The organism is Mucilaginibacter sp. FW306-07-L, assembly GCF_058782065.1.
In genome coordinates this window covers 244,530-265,271 of record NZ_JBYSXI010000002.1, presented here as the reverse complement: position 1 = coordinate 265,271, position 20,742 = coordinate 244,530, and the positions used below count along the sequence as shown (strand labels likewise).

23 protein-coding genes are annotated in these 20,742 nt (G+C 45.9%); 18 read left to right on the top strand and 5 right to left on the bottom strand.

The window, feature by feature from the left end:
* Positions 1-306: 306 nt before the first annotated feature.
* A complete protein-coding gene (locus tag AC3WJC_RS11290; RefSeq protein ID WP_492399211.1) occupies positions 307-675 on the top strand; it encodes a DUF5655 domain-containing protein in 369 nt (122 codons plus the stop codon).
* On the opposite strand, the gene AC3WJC_RS11285 is transcribed toward AC3WJC_RS11290, so the two are convergent.
* Entirely contained in the window at positions 651-1,064 is a 414-nt protein-coding gene (locus AC3WJC_RS11285) for a gamma-glutamylcyclotransferase family protein (protein WP_492399210.1), read from the bottom strand. The two genes, AC3WJC_RS11290 and AC3WJC_RS11285, sit on opposite strands and share 25 nt — an antisense overlap.
* Positions 1,065-1,141: 77 nt before the next feature.
* On the opposite strand from AC3WJC_RS11285, the gene AC3WJC_RS11280 reads away from it, so the two are divergent.
* The 11 genes from AC3WJC_RS11280 to AC3WJC_RS11230 all read left to right on the top strand — a co-directional run bounded on the left by AC3WJC_RS11280 (position 1,142) and on the right by AC3WJC_RS11230 (position 12,956).
* Complete coding sequence (locus AC3WJC_RS11280; RefSeq protein ID WP_492399209.1) at positions 1,142-2,500, top strand: glutamine synthetase family protein; 1,359 nt, start codon at positions 1,142-1,144, stop codon at positions 2,498-2,500.
* 147 nt (positions 2,501-2,647) lie between these two features.
* The gene (locus AC3WJC_RS11275) at positions 2,648-3,685 is read left to right on the top strand and encodes a hypothetical protein (RefSeq protein ID WP_492399208.1); all 1,038 of its coding nucleotides are present in this window, start codon (positions 2,648-2,650) and stop codon (positions 3,683-3,685) included.
* Positions 3,685-4,554, top strand: coding sequence for an HAD-IIA family hydrolase (locus tag AC3WJC_RS11270; RefSeq protein ID WP_492399207.1), 870 nt, complete (start codon positions 3,685-3,687; stop codon positions 4,552-4,554). Before AC3WJC_RS11275 ends, AC3WJC_RS11270 begins: the two co-directional genes overlap by 1 nt.
* 72 nt (positions 4,555-4,626) lie before the next feature.
* The gene (locus AC3WJC_RS11265) at positions 4,627-5,658 is read left to right on the top strand and encodes a glycoside hydrolase family 43 protein (RefSeq protein ID WP_492399206.1); all 1,032 of its coding nucleotides are present in this window, start codon (positions 4,627-4,629) and stop codon (positions 5,656-5,658) included.
* Between the two features lie 21 nt (positions 5,659-5,679).
* Positions 5,680-6,768 carry a cellulase family glycosylhydrolase gene (locus AC3WJC_RS11260; RefSeq protein ID WP_492399205.1) on the top strand — a complete coding sequence of 363 codons (1,089 nt, stop codon included), beginning with the start codon at positions 5,680-5,682 and terminating at the stop codon, positions 6,766-6,768.
* A gap of 120 nt (positions 6,769-6,888) precedes the next feature.
* On the top strand, positions 6,889-7,968 hold the full coding sequence (locus AC3WJC_RS11255) for an aldose epimerase family protein (RefSeq protein WP_492399204.1): 1,080 nt from the start codon (positions 6,889-6,891) through the stop codon (positions 7,966-7,968).
* A gap of 102 nt (positions 7,969-8,070) precedes the next feature.
* Positions 8,071-9,060, top strand: coding sequence for a GTP 3',8-cyclase MoaA (gene moaA, locus AC3WJC_RS11250; RefSeq protein WP_492399203.1), 990 nt, complete (start codon positions 8,071-8,073; stop codon positions 9,058-9,060).
* A 9-nt stretch (positions 9,061-9,069) separates the two neighbouring features.
* Complete coding sequence (locus AC3WJC_RS11245; RefSeq protein WP_492399202.1) at positions 9,070-10,272, top strand: molybdopterin molybdotransferase MoeA; 1,203 nt, start codon at positions 9,070-9,072, stop codon at positions 10,270-10,272.
* 2 nt (positions 10,273-10,274) lie between these two features.
* Entirely contained in the window at positions 10,275-10,748 is a 474-nt protein-coding gene (gene moaC / locus AC3WJC_RS11240; RefSeq protein ID WP_492399201.1) for a cyclic pyranopterin monophosphate synthase MoaC, read from the top strand.
* Positions 10,729-11,895, top strand: coding sequence for an NTP transferase domain-containing protein (locus tag AC3WJC_RS11235; protein ID WP_492399200.1), 1,167 nt, complete (start codon positions 10,729-10,731; stop codon positions 11,893-11,895). Before moaC ends, AC3WJC_RS11235 begins: the two co-directional genes overlap by 20 nt.
* On the top strand, positions 11,892-12,956 hold the full coding sequence (locus AC3WJC_RS11230; protein ID WP_492399199.1) for a ThiF family adenylyltransferase: 1,065 nt from the start codon (positions 11,892-11,894) through the stop codon (positions 12,954-12,956). The genes AC3WJC_RS11235 and AC3WJC_RS11230 overlap by 4 nt, the downstream gene beginning before the upstream one ends.
* 8 nt (positions 12,957-12,964) lie before the next feature.
* Here AC3WJC_RS11230 and AC3WJC_RS11225 read toward each other — a convergent pair whose 3' ends face one another.
* Both AC3WJC_RS11225 and AC3WJC_RS11220 read right to left on the bottom strand, forming a co-directional pair.
* Complete coding sequence (locus tag AC3WJC_RS11225; protein WP_492399198.1) at positions 12,965-13,396, bottom strand: molybdenum cofactor biosynthesis protein MoaE; 432 nt, start codon at positions 13,394-13,396, stop codon at positions 12,965-12,967.
* Positions 13,396-13,638 (bottom strand): MoaD/ThiS family protein, encoded by a 243-nt coding sequence (locus AC3WJC_RS11220; RefSeq protein ID WP_492399197.1) that lies wholly within the window; start codon positions 13,636-13,638, stop codon positions 13,396-13,398. The genes AC3WJC_RS11225 and AC3WJC_RS11220 overlap by 1 nt, the downstream gene beginning before the upstream one ends.
* A gap of 115 nt (positions 13,639-13,753) precedes the next feature.
* Between AC3WJC_RS11220 and AC3WJC_RS11215 the strand changes: the two genes are divergently transcribed.
* The 3 genes from AC3WJC_RS11215 (at position 13,754) to AC3WJC_RS11205 (ending at position 16,479) form a co-directional block, all read left to right on the top strand.
* Positions 13,754-14,083, top strand: coding sequence for a DMT family transporter (locus tag AC3WJC_RS11215; RefSeq protein ID WP_492399196.1), 330 nt, complete (start codon positions 13,754-13,756; stop codon positions 14,081-14,083).
* Between the two features lie 242 nt (positions 14,084-14,325).
* On the top strand, positions 14,326-14,943 hold the full coding sequence (locus AC3WJC_RS11210) for a redoxin domain-containing protein (protein WP_492399195.1): 618 nt from the start codon (positions 14,326-14,328) through the stop codon (positions 14,941-14,943).
* An 87-nt stretch (positions 14,944-15,030) separates the two neighbouring features.
* A complete protein-coding gene (locus tag AC3WJC_RS11205; protein WP_492399194.1) occupies positions 15,031-16,479 on the top strand; it encodes a phytoene desaturase family protein in 1,449 nt (482 codons plus the stop codon).
* Here the strand turns inward: AC3WJC_RS11205 and AC3WJC_RS11200 are convergent.
* Entirely contained in the window at positions 16,476-17,807 is a 1,332-nt protein-coding gene (locus AC3WJC_RS11200; RefSeq protein WP_492399193.1) for a BamA/TamA family outer membrane protein, read from the bottom strand. The two genes, AC3WJC_RS11205 and AC3WJC_RS11200, sit on opposite strands and share 4 nt — an antisense overlap.
* 197 nt (positions 17,808-18,004) lie before the next feature.
* Between AC3WJC_RS11200 and AC3WJC_RS11195 the strand changes: the two genes are divergently transcribed.
* Both AC3WJC_RS11195 and AC3WJC_RS11190 read left to right on the top strand, forming a co-directional pair.
* Positions 18,005-18,367, top strand: coding sequence for a hypothetical protein (locus AC3WJC_RS11195; protein WP_492399192.1), 363 nt, complete (start codon positions 18,005-18,007; stop codon positions 18,365-18,367).
* A 96-nt stretch (positions 18,368-18,463) separates the two neighbouring features.
* On the top strand, positions 18,464-18,994 hold the full coding sequence (locus AC3WJC_RS11190) for a ferritin (protein ID WP_492399191.1): 531 nt from the start codon (positions 18,464-18,466) through the stop codon (positions 18,992-18,994).
* On the opposite strand, the gene AC3WJC_RS11185 is transcribed toward AC3WJC_RS11190, so the two are convergent.
* Entirely contained in the window at positions 18,991-19,263 is a 273-nt protein-coding gene (locus AC3WJC_RS11185; RefSeq protein ID WP_492399190.1) for a (2Fe-2S) ferredoxin domain-containing protein, read from the bottom strand. The two genes, AC3WJC_RS11190 and AC3WJC_RS11185, sit on opposite strands and share 4 nt — an antisense overlap.
* 227 nt (positions 19,264-19,490) lie before the next feature.
* Here AC3WJC_RS11185 and AC3WJC_RS11180 point away from each other — a divergent pair, with 227 nt between their 5' ends.
* The gene (locus AC3WJC_RS11180) at positions 19,491-20,705 is read left to right on the top strand and encodes a sterol desaturase family protein (RefSeq protein ID WP_492399189.1); all 1,215 of its coding nucleotides are present in this window, start codon (positions 19,491-19,493) and stop codon (positions 20,703-20,705) included.
* The last annotated feature ends 37 nt before the right edge of the window (positions 20,706-20,742 follow it).

Below are 20,742 nucleotides of genomic sequence, written 5' to 3'. Positions count from 1 at the left end.
ATGACAGGCTGATAACAAATCAAAAAACACGTTATTGCTTCGTACCTCGCAATAACGTAGAAAAATGCGTCATTTCGAACGAGGAACGAGGAGAAATCTGTCGCTTGGTAAAGAACGCAGGCAGATATCTCGCTATCGCTTGATATGACAGGCTGAAACAAACCAAAAATGCGTCATTGCGTGGTATATTCAAATTGAAACAACAAACCATTAATATCGCTGATGCTAAATCTTGTTTTTTTGATCACTCGAAAAAAATCAGGACAGATAACTAAATGCCCGGATTAAGTTTCACTATATTTAAACATGCCAACCAATCATGAACTTGAGAGCTTTCTCGCCGGGAAATCAGATTATACTATTGCGTTATTTCATCATCTGGTAGCCAAATTTAATGAGATAGGGCAGGTTGAATTACATCCTGCCAAAACCATGATTGGTATTAGCAACGGTAAAAAACGCATAGCCTGGGTTACGCAACTGGGTAAGAACTTTGTACATGTTGTTTTTCCGTTCAGGCGGGCTTATAGTGATAATTTATGTTTCCAAAAGATAGCACAGGTGCCGGGTGACGAACAGTATAATCATCACTTCAGGATGTTAAATACCGGGGATGTTAATGATGAAGTAATACAGTTTATGCGTATAGCCTACAACGAAGAATTAGACTTATAATCCAAATAATCCCCGCCACGAATAACCTTCAACACATCAACCGGCCAATTGTAAACATACATCCAGCAGGAAAGTAATCCTTCATCGGTTTCAATTGGCGTTAATAGTCGGAGGTATTCATGCGGTTGCGGGTCGTTAGGGGAGAGGCCTTCATACTCATCCAATAAAGGCAACACCTCGTCAGCCTTATCAATATGGTAAACGCTGCCGTAAATATATCCATCCGAATCATCGATGATAGCGCCCGGATATTCACCTACATCATACAATGTGCCCGTAACACGGGCTTTACTAATAAAAGTGCAATGCCTTTGCAGGTATGCCGCAAACTCGTTATGCTTTATCAGCAGGGTGCCGTAAACAAAAAGCAGGCAGGCATTATCGTTCATTATGCAGCAAAATACCGGTATTTAACGGGCTTTACAAAAACTTTACTAATTTCACTTTTGGCTATACCTTTGCATTCATGACTACAGACCAACTGCTCGCCTACTTAAAAGACAATAACATCAAAAAAATAAAATTCGCCTTTGCTGATATTGATGGCGTTTTACGTGGAAAAACCATCAGTACGCAAAAGTTTTTAGATGGCTTGCAGGATGGTTATGGCTTTTGCGATGTGGTTTTTGGCTGGGATATAACCGATGCCGCTTATGATAATGTAAAAGTTACCAGCTGGCAAAGCGGTTACCCGGATAAGGATTGCCGGATAGATCTCACAACCAAACGTAACATCCCCTGGCAGGATGGTATCCCTTTCTTTTTAGCTGATTTCAGCAAGGCTGATGGAAACGACCTGGCAGCATGCCCGCGTAGTTTGTTAAAACGTATTGTTAGGCAATGCGATGATATGGGTTACCATGCCGAGTTTGCACAGGAGTTTGAGTGGTTCAACTTTTTAGAAACACCGCATAGCCTGGAGCAAAAGGAGTACAAGCACCTGCAGCCGTTAACGCCGGGTATGTTTGGTTATTCGATACTACGTACCTCGCAGCAAAGTGCTTTTTATAATGATCTTTTTGATCTGCTGACACAATTTGACATCCCGATTGAGGGCCTGCATACCGAAACCGGTCCGGGTGTATACGAAGCTGCCATTGTACACGATGAAACGCTTGCCGCTGCTGATAAGGCCGTACTGTTTAAAACTGCGGTAAAGGAGATCGCTTCAGAGCACGGCATAACCGTCACTTTTATGGCCAAATGGAATGCGGATTTGCCGGGTTGCAGCGGGCACGTACATCAAAGCTTGTGGGATAAGGATAAAAAAGGCAACTTGTTTTATGATGCCGCCGATGAACATAACATGAGTGACCTGCTCAAGCATTACCTGGCCGGGCAGTTGTATTGTTTGCCGCACCTGTTACCGATGTATGCGCCAACCATTAACAGCTATAAGCGCCTGGTTGAAGGGGCCTGGGCACCAACTACCATTACCTGGGGATTTGATAACCGCACAACGGCCATACGTATATTGAACGATAGTGAAAAATATACCCGGTCAGAAATGCGCATCCCCGGCTCTGATACCAACCCGTACCTGGCTATAGCCGCCTCGCTGTCTTCGGGGTTGTATGGTATTAAGCATAAATTGGACCTGAATATCCCGGCGACTGAGGGTAATGGTTACCAGGATCTGCGCAACGGGCGCTTGCATAGTAACTTATACGATGCCGCCATCGCCATGCAAAACTCATCAGTAGCCAAAGAGCTGTTTGGGGAAGGCTTTGTTGATCATTTTACCAATACCCGCATCTGGGAGCACCGCCAGCACGCCAAAGCCGTAACCGACTGGGAACTGAAACGCTATTTTGAGGGGATCTGATCGATTGCGGATTTCGGAAGGTTGATTTCGGATTTATGCTGTTGATTTCTGCTTTAAATAAAAATACCCCTCTTTGTGCAGCAGAGAGTTGGGGGGTGAGTAAAACTCAAAATAATTCCCAATCTTTGCGGCAATTATAAATTCTAAATGGACTATTCAGTTATTATAAAGGCCGCGTGGGATGGATACGATGCGTCGAAAACCATAAAAACGATTGAGGACATCAGCGCGAAGGTGTCAACCAATCACGTTTACCGCATTACGTTTGATGATGACGATATTATCATTGCCAAGTTATCCTACTTTGGTAAGTACGAGCATTTTAAGGAAGATCACCGGTTGATCCATGCCCTGTCAAACAACCTGCTTTACCCGTTTGAAACACTGCTTTCCAAATCATTATTAAAAAATAACCGGGTTTACACTTATCGTTATAAACAAGGCAAAAAGGATGTTTGGGTGGTGTTTTATAACCCAACCCGCATCATGACGCGCCTGCCCCGCCAACTGGAAGAGGAGCATATCATGAAATTGGGGCAGCAGGTGGGCAAGTTTCATAAGGCCTGTTCGCGGGTGACGAATGTACTGCCTAAATCATCAAAAACACTGCGTACGGATATCAATATCCTGTTAGAGCAGATCGCCAAAAACGAAAAGCATTTTGGCAGCCGTATGCAGGCCGACTATGTAAAATACCATTGCGAACTGTTCCTGAAAAACCGCTCAAAATATAACCTCAACTCGTTCGAGATCATCCCGGTATTTATTGACTGGAACATCGGCAACTTTTCGGTAACGCCCGACCTGGAGCTATATTCGCGGTGGGATTATGACTGGTTCAGGATGAGTTACCGCATACTCGATTTTTACTTTTTCAGCAGGGTAGTATCCACCATTGGCGACCGCACCGTGTTCAGCTACGTGATCGATACCATGATGGAAGACCGTTTTATCCTCTTTCTGAAGGAATATCATAAGGTTAATCCGCTCAAGGCGGATGAAATTCGCTTTTTAAAGGAGGTTTACCGCTTTTTTATTCTTAATTATGTAATTAAGGATGGCAAGTACTTTTTCCACGAGCAGTATGCCAAAAAGTTACAGGCCGAGGCATTTGACATCTACCTGCCATCAGTTGACAGGGATTTTAATGCCGAAAAGATAATTGATGCCTTAAAGCTAACTTAATGCAGCGTATAGATAACTTTAAATCGATAATTGACCGTTACGAAATTATATTTTTTGATGCCTTTGGCGTTTTAAAGAACTATGAGGGCCTGGTTCCCGGTATCGAAAAAACGTTTGAATACCTGACCCGGCAGGGCAAGGAGTACTACATAGTTACCAACGATGCCTCACGTAGCCCGGCGGAACTGGCCGAATCTTACCACAAAAAGGGGTTGACGGTTATCGATCCCGAGCGTATTATCTCATCGGGTATGCTTACCAAGGAGTACCTTGATCTTAAAGTTAAGGATGGCATTGTAGCGTTTTTAGGTACCCCGGAGTCGGCACATTATATTGATAATGAGGGGCGGCTTACGCTGCCGGTATCGGCGGTTAACAGTGCTAATATTGATAAAGTTAACGCCCTTGTTTTTATGGATGATGAAGGCTTTAACTGGTTTGAGGACATTAACAAAACCATTAACCTGCTGCGCAAGCGCACCATACCGGCCATTGTTGCCAATACCGATTATGCCTACCCGGTTACCGCTAATGATATTGCCGTAGCCATTGGTGGCATTGCCAACATGGTGGAGAGCGTAGTGGGCAAGGAGTTTATCCGCTTTGGTAAGCCCGATTCGCAGATGTTCATGTTTGCTTATGATATGATACGTGAGCGTCGCCCCATCAGCAAAAAGGATATTGTGATGGTAGGCGATACCTTGTTTACCGATATTATGGGCGGCAATAAGTTTGGCTTAGATACTGTGCTGGTGCTATCCGGCAATACGCTGCCCGGCGATGCGGAATCAAATATTCAATCTACCGGCATTGTGCCTACTTACATTTGCCAGAGTGCCGTTGTGGAGGATAGCGGCTTCGGCTTTTAGAAAATAAATGTTGCTTTTACATTTTTAATTGGCCGAGAAAATTATATTTGCCTTTACCAATTAAATTATCAAATGAAGAAAGCGCTTTTATGTTTAGGGCTTTGCCTTGCATTTTACGCGGGTTTTGCCCAGCAAACAGCCACATTTACCAACCCGCTGCTGCCGGGTGGGCCCGATCCGTGGAATACGTATAAAGACGGATATTACTATTACACCCATACCACCGGCAACCACTTAGCCATCTGGAAAACAAAAGACATTACCGATCTTAAATCAGCCGAACGGAAAACCATCTGGACACCGCCTCCGGGAACCATGTACTCCAAAGAGATATGGGCGCCTGAGTTGCATTTCATCCGCGGTAAATGGTATATGTATTTTACGGCTGATGATGGCAATAACGATCATCACCGCATGTATGTAGTAGAAAATGCGTCGGCTGACCCCATGCAAGGCGAATGGACTTTTAAAGGCCAGGTAAAGGATGCTACCGGCAAGTGGGCTATTGATGGTTCGGTATTTGAAAATAAAGGGCAACTGTACATGATCTGGTCGGGATGGGAGGGTGATGTGAACGTCAGCCAAAACATCTACATCGCCAAAATGAGCAACCCCTGGACCATAAGCAGTGAACGGGTGATGATATCTACACCAAAATATGCCTGGGAAAAGGATGGCGACCTGCCCGGCGGCAAACACCTGGATGTTAACGAAGGGCCGCAGATATTGATGCATGGAAAGGATATTTTCCTGATCTACTCGGCCAGCGCCTGCTGGACGGATAATTACGCTCTCGGTATGCTGCGTGCAAAGGCAAACGCTAACCTGCTCGACCCAAAATCATGGACAAAATCGCCTGAGCCGGTATTCAAGCAATCACCCGAAACCGGCGTTTACGCGCCGGGGCATAACTCCTTTTTTAAATCGCAGGATGGTAAAGAGGACTGGATCTTATTTCACGCCAATTCAAACCCCGGCGATGGTTGCGGCAACAAACGCTCGCCGCGTGCACAAAAGTTTACCTGGAACAAGGATGGCTCACCTAATTTTGGCGTACCGCTGAGCACGGATAAGCCGTTAACCAAACCATCCGGAATTAAATAAAAACCAATTAAACTACTTATAATGAAGATCAAAAGTATTTTAGCCGCGGCAATGCTGTGTTTTGCCTCAATAGCCAACGCGCAGGATGCCACCAAAAAGCCAGCCTACACACCGCCGGTAATTCCCGGCCTGTGGACGATGGAAAAAGCCAATAACTGGTATGCCCAACACCCCTGGATGAGCGGTGCCAACTATATACCCGCCTATGCCATCAACCAAATGGAAATGTGGCAGGCCGAAACATTTGACCCGGCTGCTATTGACAAGGAATTTGGCTGGGCCGAAGGCATTGGCTTCAACCTGATGCGGGTTTTTTTGCACAGCCAGGCTTGGAAGGCTGATGCCCCCGGCTTCAAAAAACGCATCGACCAGTTTTTAGGTTTGGCCGATAAGCATCACATCAAGATCATGTTTGTGTTTTTTGATGATTGCTGGAACACCGGTGCCAAGCCGGGCAAACAGCCCGAGCCAAAGGTGGGCGTGCATAATTCCGGCTGGTTGCAGGACCCCGGTTTCATCGTGAAAAACCCGGAGGACTTCGCCTATCTTAAAAAGTATGTTACCGATGTACTCACCACCTTTAAAAATGATAAGCGCATATTACTATGGGATCTATATAACGAGCCGGGTAATAAAGACAAAGGCAATCAATCTATGGAGTTGCTGGTAGAGGTATTTAAATGGGCGAGGGCGGTAAACCCGGCGCAACCGATCAGCGCCGGTGTATGGCGTTGGGATCTGTATGATCTGAACGCGTTTCAGGCCAATAATTCGGATGTAATTACTTACCATAATTACGACGCGGTTGAGCCGCATACGGCCATGGTTAAGGTGTTAAAGTTTCATGCCCGCCCGCTGATATGTACCGAGTACATGGCCCGCACCCGTAACAGCACCTTTGAAACGGTAATGCCGATGCTGAAAGAGCAAAATGTAGCCGCTATAAACTGGGGCTTTGTGTCGGGTAAAACAAATACCATCTTCTCGTGGGAGAAAGTAATACCTGATGGCAGCGAGCCGCCGTTATGGTTTCATGATGTGTTCAGGAAAGATGGTACGCCATACAAACAGGCCGAGGTTGACCTGATCAAAAAATTAAACGGAAAATAAACCAATCAAATAAACTTTATGAAAAAACACTTTTTGCGTTCAATCGCAATGGCATTACCGGTTTGTGCAATATATTTGTCGGCCTGTAATCAGCAAGCAAAAAAAAATACATCCGAAACTATGACCGATAGCACAACCGCTACCGCCGCACCGCAAGCCGCCGCGTTTGATACCACCATTGATGGTAAAAAAGTTCAGCTATTTACCCTTAAAAATAAAAGCGGTGCCCAGGCAGGCATCACCAACTATGGCGGCCGTTTGGTTAGCCTGCAAGTGCCGGATAAGGATGGCAAACTGACCGACGTTATTGTTGGCCCCGGGAGTGCCGAAGGGTTTGTAAAATCAACCGAGCCTTATTATGGCGCGCTGATCGGTCGTTATGGTAACCGCATAGCCAAAGGTAAATTTAAGCTGGAAGGCAAGGAGTACACCCTGTTTACCAACAACGGTGCTAACACGCTGCATGGTGGTAAAAAAGGTTTTCAGTATGTGGTTTGGGATGGCGAACAGCCTGATTCATCAACCCTGGTGCTTACCTACCTGTCTAAAGATGGGGAGGAGAATTTTCCGGGTAACCTGAAGGTGAAGGTCACTTACCAGTTTACTGATGATAACAGTTTAGATATTAAGTACGAAGCGACTACTGATAAAACTACGGTTTGTAACCTAACCAGCCACGGCTTTTTTAACCTTAACGGTTGCGGCAGCGGCGACATCCTGAAACACGTTTTACAGGTTGATGCCGATACTTATATTCCGGTTGATGCCGGTTTAATTCCGTTTGGCCGTATTGATAAGGTAGCCGGTACACCGTTTGATTTTAGCAAACCTACCGAAATTGGTGCCCGTATTGATACCAATGCCAACGAGCAGCTAAAAAACGGCAAGGGTTACGATCATAACTTTGTGCTGAACAAGCATGACATCAGCAAATCAATCGCCACTATAACCGGCGATAAGAGCGGCATCACTATGGATATTTATACCGAGGAGCCGGGTCTGCAATTTTACAGCGGTAACTTTATGCAGTCAAAAAACGAAATGAAGTATGGTAAGATGGATGATTTCCGCACCTCATTCGCGCTGGAAACACAACACTATCCTGATTCGCCAAATCAGCCATCGTTCCCTACAACGGTATTAAAACCCGGCGAAACTTATAAAACCCATACCATCTATAAGTTTACCGTCAAAAAATAAGCATTCGCATATCATAGTAAAGTCCTGCCGCGCAACCGGCAGGACTTTTTTTGTATCATAGCCCCTGTTAAATCGTTACTTTTACAAATAAAACAAACGCGTTTGCTAACAGATAACCATGGTCGGCCAATAAATTACTTGCGCCTTGCGGTGACGGACAGGTGCAACCTGCGCTGTTTTTACTGTATGCCCGAGGATGGCCTTAACTGGTTATCGCGTACCGAGCTACTCAGTTACGAAGAGTTGCTCCGTATAAGCGGTATGCTGGTAGGCATGGGGGTGAGCAAGATCCGCATTACCGGCGGCGAACCCTTTGTAAGGCGGGACCTGATGCAGTTATTAGCTTCGCTATCCGCGCTTAACGGACTTGATGAACTGACAATTACCACCAACGGTGTGCTTACTGCTCCTTATGTAAGCGAGTTAAAGCGCTTGGGTATCCGCTCGGTAAATTTGAGTTTGGATACGCTGGATGCGGCGCGTTTCTTCGCCATTACCCGCCGGGATGAATTTGCGGCGGTAATGCATACGCTGGAAGAATTGCTAAAACACGGCATCGACGTAAAAATTAATACCGTGGTAATGGAAGGCAAAAATACGCAGGATATATTACCCCTGGTTGAGCTGACCCGTGAGCTGCCCGTAAGCGTTCGCTTTATTGAGGAAATGCCCTTTAACGGCGATGGACACCAGTTTAGCGGCATAGCGTGGGATCATGTGCGGATTATGGACGAGATCAGGCAAAGCTATCCGCAACTAAAAAAAGCGGTAGATGAACCGTATTCAACAGCATATAATTATAATATACCCCGCCATAAAGGTAACGTAGGCGTAATAGCCGCTTACTCGCGCACTTTTTGCGGTACCTGCAACCGCATCAGGATAACGCCGACAGGTATATTAAAAACCTGTTTGTATGATGACGGCGTGCTTAACCTGCGCGATCAGTTGCGTATGGGCGATAGCGATGAACAAATAAAACAGGCGCTTTTACAAGCGCTGAACAACCGCGTTATTGATGGCCATGAGGCGGAGCGCCGGGTAAGATCAATCGCGAGCATGCACCAATCAATGGCTGCCATTGGCGGATAAAATTTTACTATGATAACAGTTGAACAGGCTGAACAGATAATAATCAAAAACAAGAGCGACCTCGGTGCCGAGATCACCCTATTTGATACCTCGGCAGGCCGCGTGCTGGCGGAAACCATCCGAGCCGACCGTGATATGCCCCCTTATAATCGGGTAATGGTTGATGGCATCGCCATTAAATACAGTGCCTTTGAGCGGGGCATCCGCATATTTAAAATAAAGGCGGTACAGGCGGCCGGGTCAGCACCTGTTGAGGTTGATAGTGACGAAGAATGTATAGAGATCATGACCGGGGCTGCCATGCCGGAGTCATTGGATACCGTGATACGTTACGAAGATATAACCATCGGCGAGGGCGAGGCGATCATCAACCTGGCAACAATTGAAAAGGGACAAGGCCTGCACCTCAAGGGTGCCGACCGTAAGGAGGGCGATGTGCTGGCTGTATCCGGTCAGTTAATTACCCCGGCAGTGCTCAGCCTGATCGCCTCGGTAGGCGAGGCGGAGGTGCGGGTTAAAAAAGTGCCACGCATTGTGGTTATTTCCACAGGCGATGAAGTGATCGAAGTGCATAAACACCCAACCCCTTTCCAGATACGGCGGTCAAACAATTATACCGCGCAGGCTATCCTTAAAACCCTTGGTTACGAGGCATCAGTACTGCACCTGCCCGATGATCCGGAAGTTATGCGGAAACAGTTATCGCAATGCTTTCAGTATTACGATGCCATTATACTGGCGGGCGGTGTTTCGGCTGGTAAGTTTGATTATCTGCCGCAGGTAATCAATGAATTAGGTGTTGAGCAACTGTTCCATAAAGTAGCGCAGCGGCCGGGCAAACCGTTTTGGTTTGGTAAGCATGGCAACGGCGTGACGGTATTCGCTTTTCCGGGTAACCCGGTGGCGGTATACCTGTGTATGCACCGTTATTTTATACCCTGGCTGTATGCAACTTTAGATCAGCCGCAACCCGCGCCGGTTTACGCCATGCTGAATAACGACCTGGAATTTAAACCCGAGCTAAAATACTTTTTGCAGGTTAAATTATTTGTAAACCAACAGGCGCAACTGGTGGCCGAGCCGGTAGCAGGCAACGGCTCCGGCGATTTTGCCAACCTTGCCGATGCCAATGCTTTTATGGAGTTACCAGCTGATAAAGTGTTGTTTAAAAAAGGTAAAGTTTATCGTGTACACCTCATAAATCCCTTATAAACATGGACTTAACGCATATAGACAGTAAGGGCAATCCCGCCATGGTTGATGTGGGCACTAAGCAGGTAACCGCCCGCAAGGCCGTGGCACAAAGTATTGTTTTATTGCCCGATGAAGTTTTAACTTTACTGGAGGGAGATGAACTGCGGAGCAAAAAAGGGCCGGTATTTCAAACTGCTATTATAGCAGGTATAATGGCTGCCAAAAAAACCGGTGAGCTGATACCGCTTTGCCACCCGCTGGGTTTGGATAATTGCTCGGTAATCATCAGCTTTAACGCGGAGCGCGAGGTGGTGGTGGAGTGTACCGCTGCCCTAACCGCGCGTACCGGGGTAGAGATGGAGGCATTGGTGGGTGCATCCATAGCGGCACTGACTATTTATGATATGTGCAAGGCCATGAGCCATAACATCGTGATAAAAGAAACGCGGCTTGTTGAAAAAACAGGAGGGAAGAATGACTTTAAACGGGCATAATAAACATACTAAACTGGCGAGGCCGTCGCTGGGTAATTTCGGGCGTAACGAGTGGGCTATTTTAGGCGCGCCCTGCACCATAATTAAGCGGCTGGCCGATGATTTGATCAAAGCGCTGGCTCCCGACTATAAGGGTGCTTATGTTGATACCACACATGCTGATGATATGACTAACGCTCCCGGTCGCTTAGGAGCGGGAGCTGTATTGGAATACACCGATCAGTTGCAGTATTCGCAGTTAAGTTATGCCGCGCCTTTGTCGCCTTTTCAATTAAGGCAGCATTTTTCGCAGGCTGATGTTGTGTTGGTTAACGGTAACCATCAACAGGCCAAAGCACAGGTGCTGATACTTGACGAAAACAAAAAGGCATCGCTGCAAAAGCGTTTGGCCAACCTTACCAACGTAGAACTGATCCTGGTAAGTGAAAATACCTCCGAAGTATTTGATTTTGTACAGGAGGCCATACCCGGATGGCAAAACCTGCCCATGCTTAAAATTGACGACCTTGAAGGTATAATCGCGTTTTTTAAGCAAAAACTACTATTGCAAATCCCAAAGATCAACGGGCTGGTACTTGCCGGCGGCAAAAGCCAGCGCATGGGTTTTGATAAAACAGCCGTAAAATGGCACGATAAGGAGCAGCGTTACCACGTTGCCGATATGCTGCGCGGGTTTTGTAACGAGGTATATATATCCTGCCGTGCAGAGCAGCAGGATGAGGTGGATGCAGGTTATGCTGTATTGCCGGATACCTTTACCGATCTTGGCCCGTACGGGGCAATCCTTTCGGCCTTTCGCCGTGAACCTGATGCTGCCTGGCTGGTAGTAGCGACCGATCTGCCTTTACTCGATGAAACGACCATACAACATTTAGTCGCTTTACGCAACCCCGCGGCAATAGCTACGGCTTACACCAGTGGGTTTGATGGTTTGCCCGAGCCGCTTATTACTATTTGGGAGCCTAAAAGCTATCCGCAATTGCTGGCGTTTTTGGCGCAGGGCTATAGCTGTGCGCGCAAGGTGCTGATTAACAGCGATACCTCACTTATACCGCCGGCCAACCCGGATGCGCTGACCAACGTGAACACACCGGACGAGCATGACCGCATTAAACAATTACTCCACCAAAAAACAGCAACACCATGACTAATGATTGGGCAAGATACCATTGCCAGATAGCCCTACCCGGCTTTGGCGAGGCGGCGCAGCAGCGTTTGCAGCAAGCCAGTGTTTTAATTGTGGGTATGGGCGGCTTAGGCTGCCCAACAGCTTTGTACCTTACTTCGGCAGGAGTGGGTACTATAGGTATTGCCGATTTTGATACGGTTAGCGAGGGTAACCTGCACCGGCAGGTATTGTATGGCCCGGATGATACGGGCAGTAATAAGGCTGCCGTGGCCTGCCGCAAACTCAGGCAGCAAAACCCGGCGGTTGAATTTGTGCCGTATGAGCAGCGTATAACTGCCGCTAATGTGCTCGGGATCATGGCAAAGTACGATGTAATAGTTGATTGTACCGATAACTTTGAAACCCGCTACTTGTTGAACGATGCCGCCGTTATCAGCGGAAAACCGTTGGTTTATGGTGCTATTTACCAGTTTGAAGGGCAGGTTGCGGTGTGGAATGTAGCGCATCAAAACGGTGGCCGCACGCCAAACTACCGCGATTTATATCCAAAGGTAAATGCCGCACAGATACCAAACTGTACGCAGGGGGGGGTAATACCTACCCTGGCGGGTATAATTGGTTGCCTGCAAGCTAACGAAGTGCTCAAATACATCGCTCAAACCGGTGAATCACTCGCCGGCAAGCTCCTGGTGTTTGATGCCCAAACGCTGCAAAGCCGGGTGGTAAAAATAGGCACGCTTACCAAAATAAACATCACCACTTTGCCGGTCGCGGCAGAACAAGTACCGGATATTGACCAAACCGAACTTAAAAAGCGCATTCAGGCTGATGATGTACAACTGATTGACGTACGTACTGAAGAAGAACGCCTTGCGCATCATATCGGCGGCAAGCATATTCCGCTTAGTGAGCTTGAAAATAATCTGCACGAGGTTGATCCCAACAAAACCAATGTGTTTTACTGTTCATCCGGCAAGCGCAGCGCCGAAGCGGTTAAGATAGCCACCCGTGCATTGCCCGATAGTAAAGCGGTATCCTTAAAAGGCGGCCTGAACGAGTGGCTCGACGAAAACGGATAAGTAATGCTTTATGGATGCGCGGCCACCCATACTTCGCCATCCTCAAAAAATTCCTTCTTCCATATGGGTACGGTTTGTTTCAGGGTATCGATGATATAACGGCAGGCGGTAAAGGCAGCATCCCGGTGCGCGGCAGATACGGCGATGATAACCGGTATTTCGCCAACCTGTAAACTGCCTGTGCGGTGTTGTATCAACACTTTTTGCAACGGCCATTGCTCAAAGGCCGCGGCAGCAATCTTCTCCATCTCTCGCATGGCCATGGTTTTGTAAGCCTCAAACTCCAGGCGTAAAACGGTTTTGCCTTTGGTTGCATTGCGTACGGTACCAATAAAAACGTCAATGCCACCGCTTTCGGGCGTCATTACCCATTGGCTGCAACCGGTAATATCCAGCGGCTCATCAGTAATTAGTATGTTGATATGGGAGTCGCTCATCATTACCCGCCGCTTACAGGTGGGATAATGGCCACTTCATCACGTTGGTGAATATAATCTTCCGGCAGGGCGTACTCGTTATTTACGGCGATAAGGTAGGATGATAGTTGCTTTAACCGGGGGTATTGCTGCTCCAAAGTATATTTCAGGCTCATAACGGTGGCATCGTTCATTAATTCCAGTTGTATGGATGGCGCGTTAAAAATATCCTTAGCAACACCAAATGCCAAAACAGTGATCGTCATAATAGCTTAAATTGTGGCTTAACAAATATAGAAACTATATTATTAAAGCCTCCAACTAATAGTTGCTGTTACCGTTTATATAATCATTATACTTTTGCTTAAAACCCGTTTATCTATGAAATATCTTTTCCTTGGCCTGGCTATCGTTTTTGAAGTTATCGGTTCAAGCCTGCTTCAGGCGTCGCATCAGTTTACCAGGCTTTTGCCCGGCATCATGGCAGTGGTGTGCTACCTGTGCTGCTTATACTTTTTTTCTATCTCGCTTAAAAGCATTCCGTTAGGAGTAGCTTATGCCATTTGGGGTGGATTGGGTATTGTGCTCACCGCGCTGGTATCGGTATTTATTTTTAAGCAATCGCTGGATGTACCCGCTATCATCGGTATGGTCATGATCGTAGGGGGCGTGATTGTGATGAATGTTTTCTCAAAATCCATATCGGTATAAAAATTAAATTATTGATCGTCAGATATTTTATAAAAAACTGCATACATTTTTATAAATAGTATGTAATGTATATGGATTTAATATACATTTGTATCATCATACCATGAAAACATTGAAATTAACACCTGTTAAAAAAATTTCGCTCCTGTGCCAACCAAGTAATGGTATGTGTTGTTGTTGCCTTTGATCTATCGGATAATTAAAAATCAAATTGATCTTATTTTTACAACAATAACTTCTGAATGAATACGCACGCGCTTTATGAGGATGTGGCACCTAACCAGCCCCACCTGTCTATCAATAACCTATCCGTTTCTGAAAATGCCTTGTCGGGCAACTACACTGACCTGGGTTTATCAGCCAATGCCGATCGCTGGTTTGAATACTATAACGGAGCCATAACGCATGGTTACATCGATCTTAAAAAGTTTAACAATAGGCCGCTGGTAGTTGCCTTTTACTCCGGTGGCCAGGATGATTCCGGTTTAAACCTGCTGCGGTCGCTCAACGCCATACAGACCGAAATAAAAGCCAACGGCGGTAACCTGCTGGTAGTGATACCCGAAAGCGTGCCGCACCTGGAGCAGATAGCATGGCTCAATAGTTTTACGTTAAGTTTTTATGTGGACAGCCAGCAGGATTTAGCCCGGTATCTTGGGCTTTACCGGGAGCAGTTACCAGCACCGGGCAATGAAAATGCCCAGTACAATCTGTCGCCGTCTGTTTTTGTTACCGATGCCGGCCGTAAGGTAGTATACCGCCATGTGTACAACCATACAGCGAATGTATTTTACGCGAGTGATGTTATATCGGCGGTATATGCATCTGCCTTATCAATCAATAAAAAAGAGTTTATATAATTAGTTTAAAGTAGGTTAAAGTGCCAGGGGGGTAAACTATATGTTTATCCCCCTTTATTTTGCATATTTAACCTGAAAATTAAGCGTATGATAGCTGATAAAAAAGATTATGATGCCGTTGTGGTAGGCTCAGGGCCAAACGGGCTCGCGGCAGCTATATTGTTGCAGCAACAGGGGCTACGAGTGTTGGTGGTTGAAGGTAAAAGCACCATCGGCGGCGGCCTGCGCAGTGCTGAGCTAACCCTGCCCGGTTTTAAGCATGATATCTGTTCGGCAATTCATCCGCTGGCGGCCGGTTCGCCTTTTTTTGCTAAGTTACCGCTTCATCAGCATGGGTTGGAATACATAGCGCCTGAGGTGGATGCCGCGCACCCTTTTGATGATGGCACGGCGGCTGTGTTAAAACGTTCGGTTGATGAAACCGCTTCGTTACTTGGTGCCGATGCTGATACCTATCGTAAACTGATCGGTCCGGTTGTAAAGAACTGGCCGGGTATGGCTGCTGATATTTTGGGTCCACTGCATATTCCATCCAAGCCTTTTGCCTTGGCGCATTTCGGCTTATCGGCGTTGCAACCGGCTACTATGCTGGCCAAGCAGTTCAAAACCGTACAAGCCAAGGGGCTCTTCGCGGGGATGGCGGCTCACTCCATACAACCGCTTAGTAACCTGGCAACATCAGCCATAGGCATGGTGCTGCTGGCTAACGGGCATATCGGCGGCTGGGTTATACCCAAAGGCGGCTCGCAAAGCATTGCCGACGCGCTGGCAGGTTATTTTGTATCCTTAGGGGGAGAGATAGCAGTTAACACCTACATTACTTCGCTCGCACAATTGCCATCAGCGCGTGCCGTATTTTTTGATGTTACGCCAAAACAACTGCTGCAAATTGCCGGGCATAAATTTTCATCTATTTATAAATGGCAGTTGGAGCGCTACCGCTATGGCGATGGTGTTTTTAAGATTGACTGGGCGCTTGATGGCCCGATACCCTTTACCGCCGAAGGATGCCGCAAGGCAGGTACCGTGCATATCGGGGGTAAGCTTGAAGAGATCGAGATCTCCGAAAAAGCATCCGCCGCAGGCATACATTGCGAAAAACCTTATGTATTGTTGGCACAGCAAAGCCTTTATGATGCTACCCGCGCCCCGGAAGGTAAACACACGGTTTGGGCATATTGCCATGTACCTAACGGATCGACCAAAGACATGACCGCAATTATCGAGAACCAGATCGAACGCTTCGCGCCCGGTTTTAAGGACCGGATATTGGCAAAGCATACCTTTAACACTGCCCAGATGCAGGAGCATAACCCCAATTACATTGGCGGCGATATTAATGGTGGTATAATCGATATCGGGCAATTGTATACCCGCCCGGCATTGCGCTGGTCGCCATACAAAACATCAGCAAAGGGAATGTACATCTGCTCATCATCAACCCCTCCGGGTGGTGGCGTGCATGGAATGTGCGGTTATAATGCTGCCAAGCGCGCCTTAAAGGATATTTTTAATATTAAGCTCGGTAAACTTTAAAAAGCCTCGTTCAAGCCCAGGAATAACCCTTTGGCACCGTATTTACCGAAGGCGTAATCAATACAAAGGTTGGTACGTGTGGCCTTGTTGAACAATACACGTAAACCCGCGCCGCCGCCCGGCTGCCATACCTGCCCTATTTTTGTGCCCAAGCCATCATTAGCGGTTTGCACGTTAAAAAAGGTTACGCCGCTGATAAACTTGTTCCGGGTGATCGGGAAGCGGTATTCCATCTCCGAGTAAGCATACTGTGTACCTTTAAAGTAGGTAACCGTATAGCCGCGCCCGCTGCGAAAACTTGGGTCGCGCCCGGTGCCGGGTAATTCCAGGTAGGGCAGGGCACCGCCAATAACAAATGATGTCCAGTTCCAAAAGGCGATGACATGCTCCGGGTTACGTTTTGACAGGCTCCAGTATTTCCGGAAATCGGTGGTTAACTGTGTAGCGTTTTTGGTGCTGCCTATCCAGGTTTGGTTTACACGGATACCGGCATCTGCATAAATACCTTTATAAGCCCTGTTCTGGTTATCACGCGTAGTATACTGCGCGTTAAACAGCAAACCGTTCGAGCTGTAATTGGCATTGTTAAAGCCATTGCGCTGGTTATAAATATAATAAGGCGTCAGTTTTTCGCCAACGGGGTTGTTGCGGTCTTCAATGCTTCGCCTGATATCAAAGGATAAACCGGCTCCTAAAAACAGGTTGTTGCTTACCTGCTTATATATTTTTTCGCGTAGGTTATAAAAATAGGAGTGCAGTACGTAGCCCTTACGGTCAGGGTTTGATAATATCCTGTCGGCTTCACTGCCGTTAGCGGCCTCGCCGATGCCTATACCGAAATCGGGTGTCAGCGTTTTGGCGGCTACCAAACTGCCTTGTAAATTCCAGTGGTTGCCCGGGGTGAACACATTATGGCTCAAATAAAAATAGATAATGCCTTTGGTAGTGATGGATGCCGATGTTGCCGCGACGGACATTAAGGTACCCGGCTCGCTGCCCAGCACGCGCCCTGCAACCGCCTTAACACCGATCTGAAAACCGATGCTTGGGTTTGAGGCCACGTTCGGCATCAGCGTGATGCCCGATTTTTTCTTTAATGAATCAGGCTTTTTGCTGGGGTGGATCACATCCTGTATCAGGTCGCTGATGTCATATTGCCCGGCGTATTCAAGCCTGGGTTTCTTGATAGTATCGCCTTGCAGCGAGTCGGTTTTAAGCGAATCGGTAGTGGCCTGTACCTGTGCCAAAGAGCGCTGGCAAAAGCATAGGTAAATGGTTATTAGCAGTATCAGGCATCTTAACGTATAGTATCCGGAATGTTTTTGCACGGTAATGTGTTTTAGTTTGTAAGTTGTTTAACCATTTAAAACTTACCTGTTAACCTATTTATTGTCAAAAGGTTTTTAAGCTGCTTTAGCTACTGCTATCAAGGCAAAAAAAACATATCAACATTTTACGGCTTTGTATTTGGATTTAATCTAAATAATACTACTTTTGTTTTATACACTTCTATATAAAAAAGGGAATGCAGGTTAAAGAGGTAGTTGATAACATAACCTATACAGAGGTTTTTACTACGGCGCATGGCGCTATCTATCAATCAGACAGCGAGAGCTGCTGGTATATTGATTTTGCCGGTAAGCTTGCCCGTTTTGATTATCGTTGCCTGCTCAAACTCAACAAGGCTATCAACAGCATTGATATCGAGCAAAAATTGATGGATGCCCAATCGCCGGATATGGAGATCATCTTTATTTGCGCCTGCGATGATACCTATGTGTTAACCCTTACCCAGATCATCCACTTTAAAGAATTACTGCAAGGTACTTTTGTAATGTTGGACCTTAACAACATCATCTTTAACCGCCTTTACCGCGTAGGCGTTTAACTATACTTAGATTGCTTCTATATTATTAATATTTAATTGTTTGGCTTGCTGTAGCACTATCTTTGCAGTGTTATAAATGGTTAAAACAATTAGATCATGAAAGATATCATTCGCATAAAATCACTTTTGTCAACCGAGATAGAAGAGGTTTTAAATCAGCAAATTAAAAAAGAAGCGCAATCAGCGTCAATATACTTAGCCATGGCTTCATGGTGTGACCGTAATGGTTTTGATAACTCAGCCGACTATTTTTACAAACAATCTGAAGAGGAAAGAGAACATCAGCTTAAATTCTTCAAATATGTGTTGGATATGGGCGGCACTGCTATTTCTCCGGAAGTAACTAATATCAAAATCGAATACAACTCATTCCGCGAAGTATTTGAAGATGCGTTAGAGCAGGAGGTAAGCGTTACCGAATCTATCAAAGCTATTGCCAGCCGCTGCTATCGCGAGCAGGATTTTGTAACCCTTGAGTTTTTAAACTGGTTCTTTAAGGAACAACGCGAAGAGGAATATAAAGCCCGCCGCGCCCTTGAACTGTTTGAAGTTATTGGCGAAGAAGGTACAGGCCGTTGGGAGATTGACCGCCATATCCCTAAGATCAGCTACAGCAGCGAGGCTTAATCCTGCTGCTGCATGAGGTTGGCTAACATGCGTAGCACCTCTTTCTCAGAATATTCTTTCAGCCAGATATTTTCAGGCTGCATGTTACAGACCGGTGCAAATTTGCACCGGTCTGTACATTCTATACGTATCACCTCAATATCTATCTTATCCCGGTTGTGCTTTACAAAGCTCGATGCCATTTTGTAAGTATCCTTACCGCCACGTTTTCCGCACTTGCTGCCGGTGCATACATACAGCACTTTATCAGGCACCTCAAATTTTCCCATGTAACAAATTTATGTAATGGTACTTAAACGGTGCGAATTTTGTTTTAAGTATATGCCTTTATATTAAGCTGCCACCTAACTACACTTAATTTTTATTAACCCGACTGATGGATTTTAAACATGAGTTTAACCTGTTGGGGCACAAATTTTGCATTAGTTTAGCAATTAAGATTATCTTTGAGTGTTTTTTCGTTTTAATATAATTGAATAAACAATAAAAACGAGCAATGAAATATAACATCCTCGCTTTTGCTGTACCGCTCTTTGTAGTATTTATGCTGCTGGAGTATTTCGTCGCAAAACAAAAAAAACTAAAGCTGTTTGATCTTCACCGGACGATAGCCAACGTTAGTATTGGTATACTTGAACGCCTTACCGATGTGCTTGCCGCGGCGGTATTTTACGGCGTGTATGACTATCTGCAAAAAACTTACGGCATATTCCACATCAAGCCTACCATAGCCATGTGGATATTGCTTTTTTTAGGTACCGATTTTATTTGGTACTGGTACCACAGGCTGGCACATGAAATGAATGTGCTTTGGGCCGTACACGTGGTACACCACCAAAGCGAGGATTTTAATTACACCGTATCGGCGCGTATTACGCTGTTGCAGGCCATTGTACGCACCGGTTTTTGGAGCGTGTTGCCCATCTTGGGTTTCCCTGCCGAAATGATCATCGTAATGCTGTTGATCCACGGCCTTTACCCTTTCTTTGTGCATACACAGGTAATAGGCAAATTGGGCTTTTTAGAATATTTTTTGGTTACCCCTTCGCACCACCGTGTACATCACGCCTGTAATGATGAATACCTGGATAAAAACTATGGTGATGTGCTCATCATCTGGGATAAATTGTTCGGTACCTTTAAAAAGGAAGATGAAAAGCCGGTTTACGGCTTAACCCATCAGTTGAATACCTACAGCTTTATGTGGCAGCATTTTCACTTTTTTATTGAATTGTGGATAATGGTCAAGCGCGAAAAAACGTTTAAAGGCAAGCTCCGCATGATATTCGGCAGCCCTAATCTGATCGATCCAGCGGCGCGTGAAAATGCCGAGCGTATATTCGGTATCAAGGTACATGAGGAGCCTATGCAGCAAAGGCTGAACAACTATGTAGTTTGGCAGGTAATATTTATGCTGGTTACGCTGTTCTTCTTCATATTATTTGAGTTTGAATTGGGCGCAACGGAAAAATTCCTGTTTACTACCTTCACCGTGCTTACGCTGATTAACTGCGGCGCTATAATGGAACAGAAAAAGTGGGTTTTTATAGTAGAGTTTTTGAGGTTGCTGGTTATAGGCAGTGCCTTATATGTGTATAACGCCGACTACCATATTGTTACCTTTTTTATATGCGCGGTATTAGCCTTAATGGCGTTATTTTACCGTACGGTTGAAGAGCGTTATCTTTCAGTAGTTTACCAGGAACAGTAAAAGATATTTATGAATAAAAATAAAGGGGCAGGTTGAT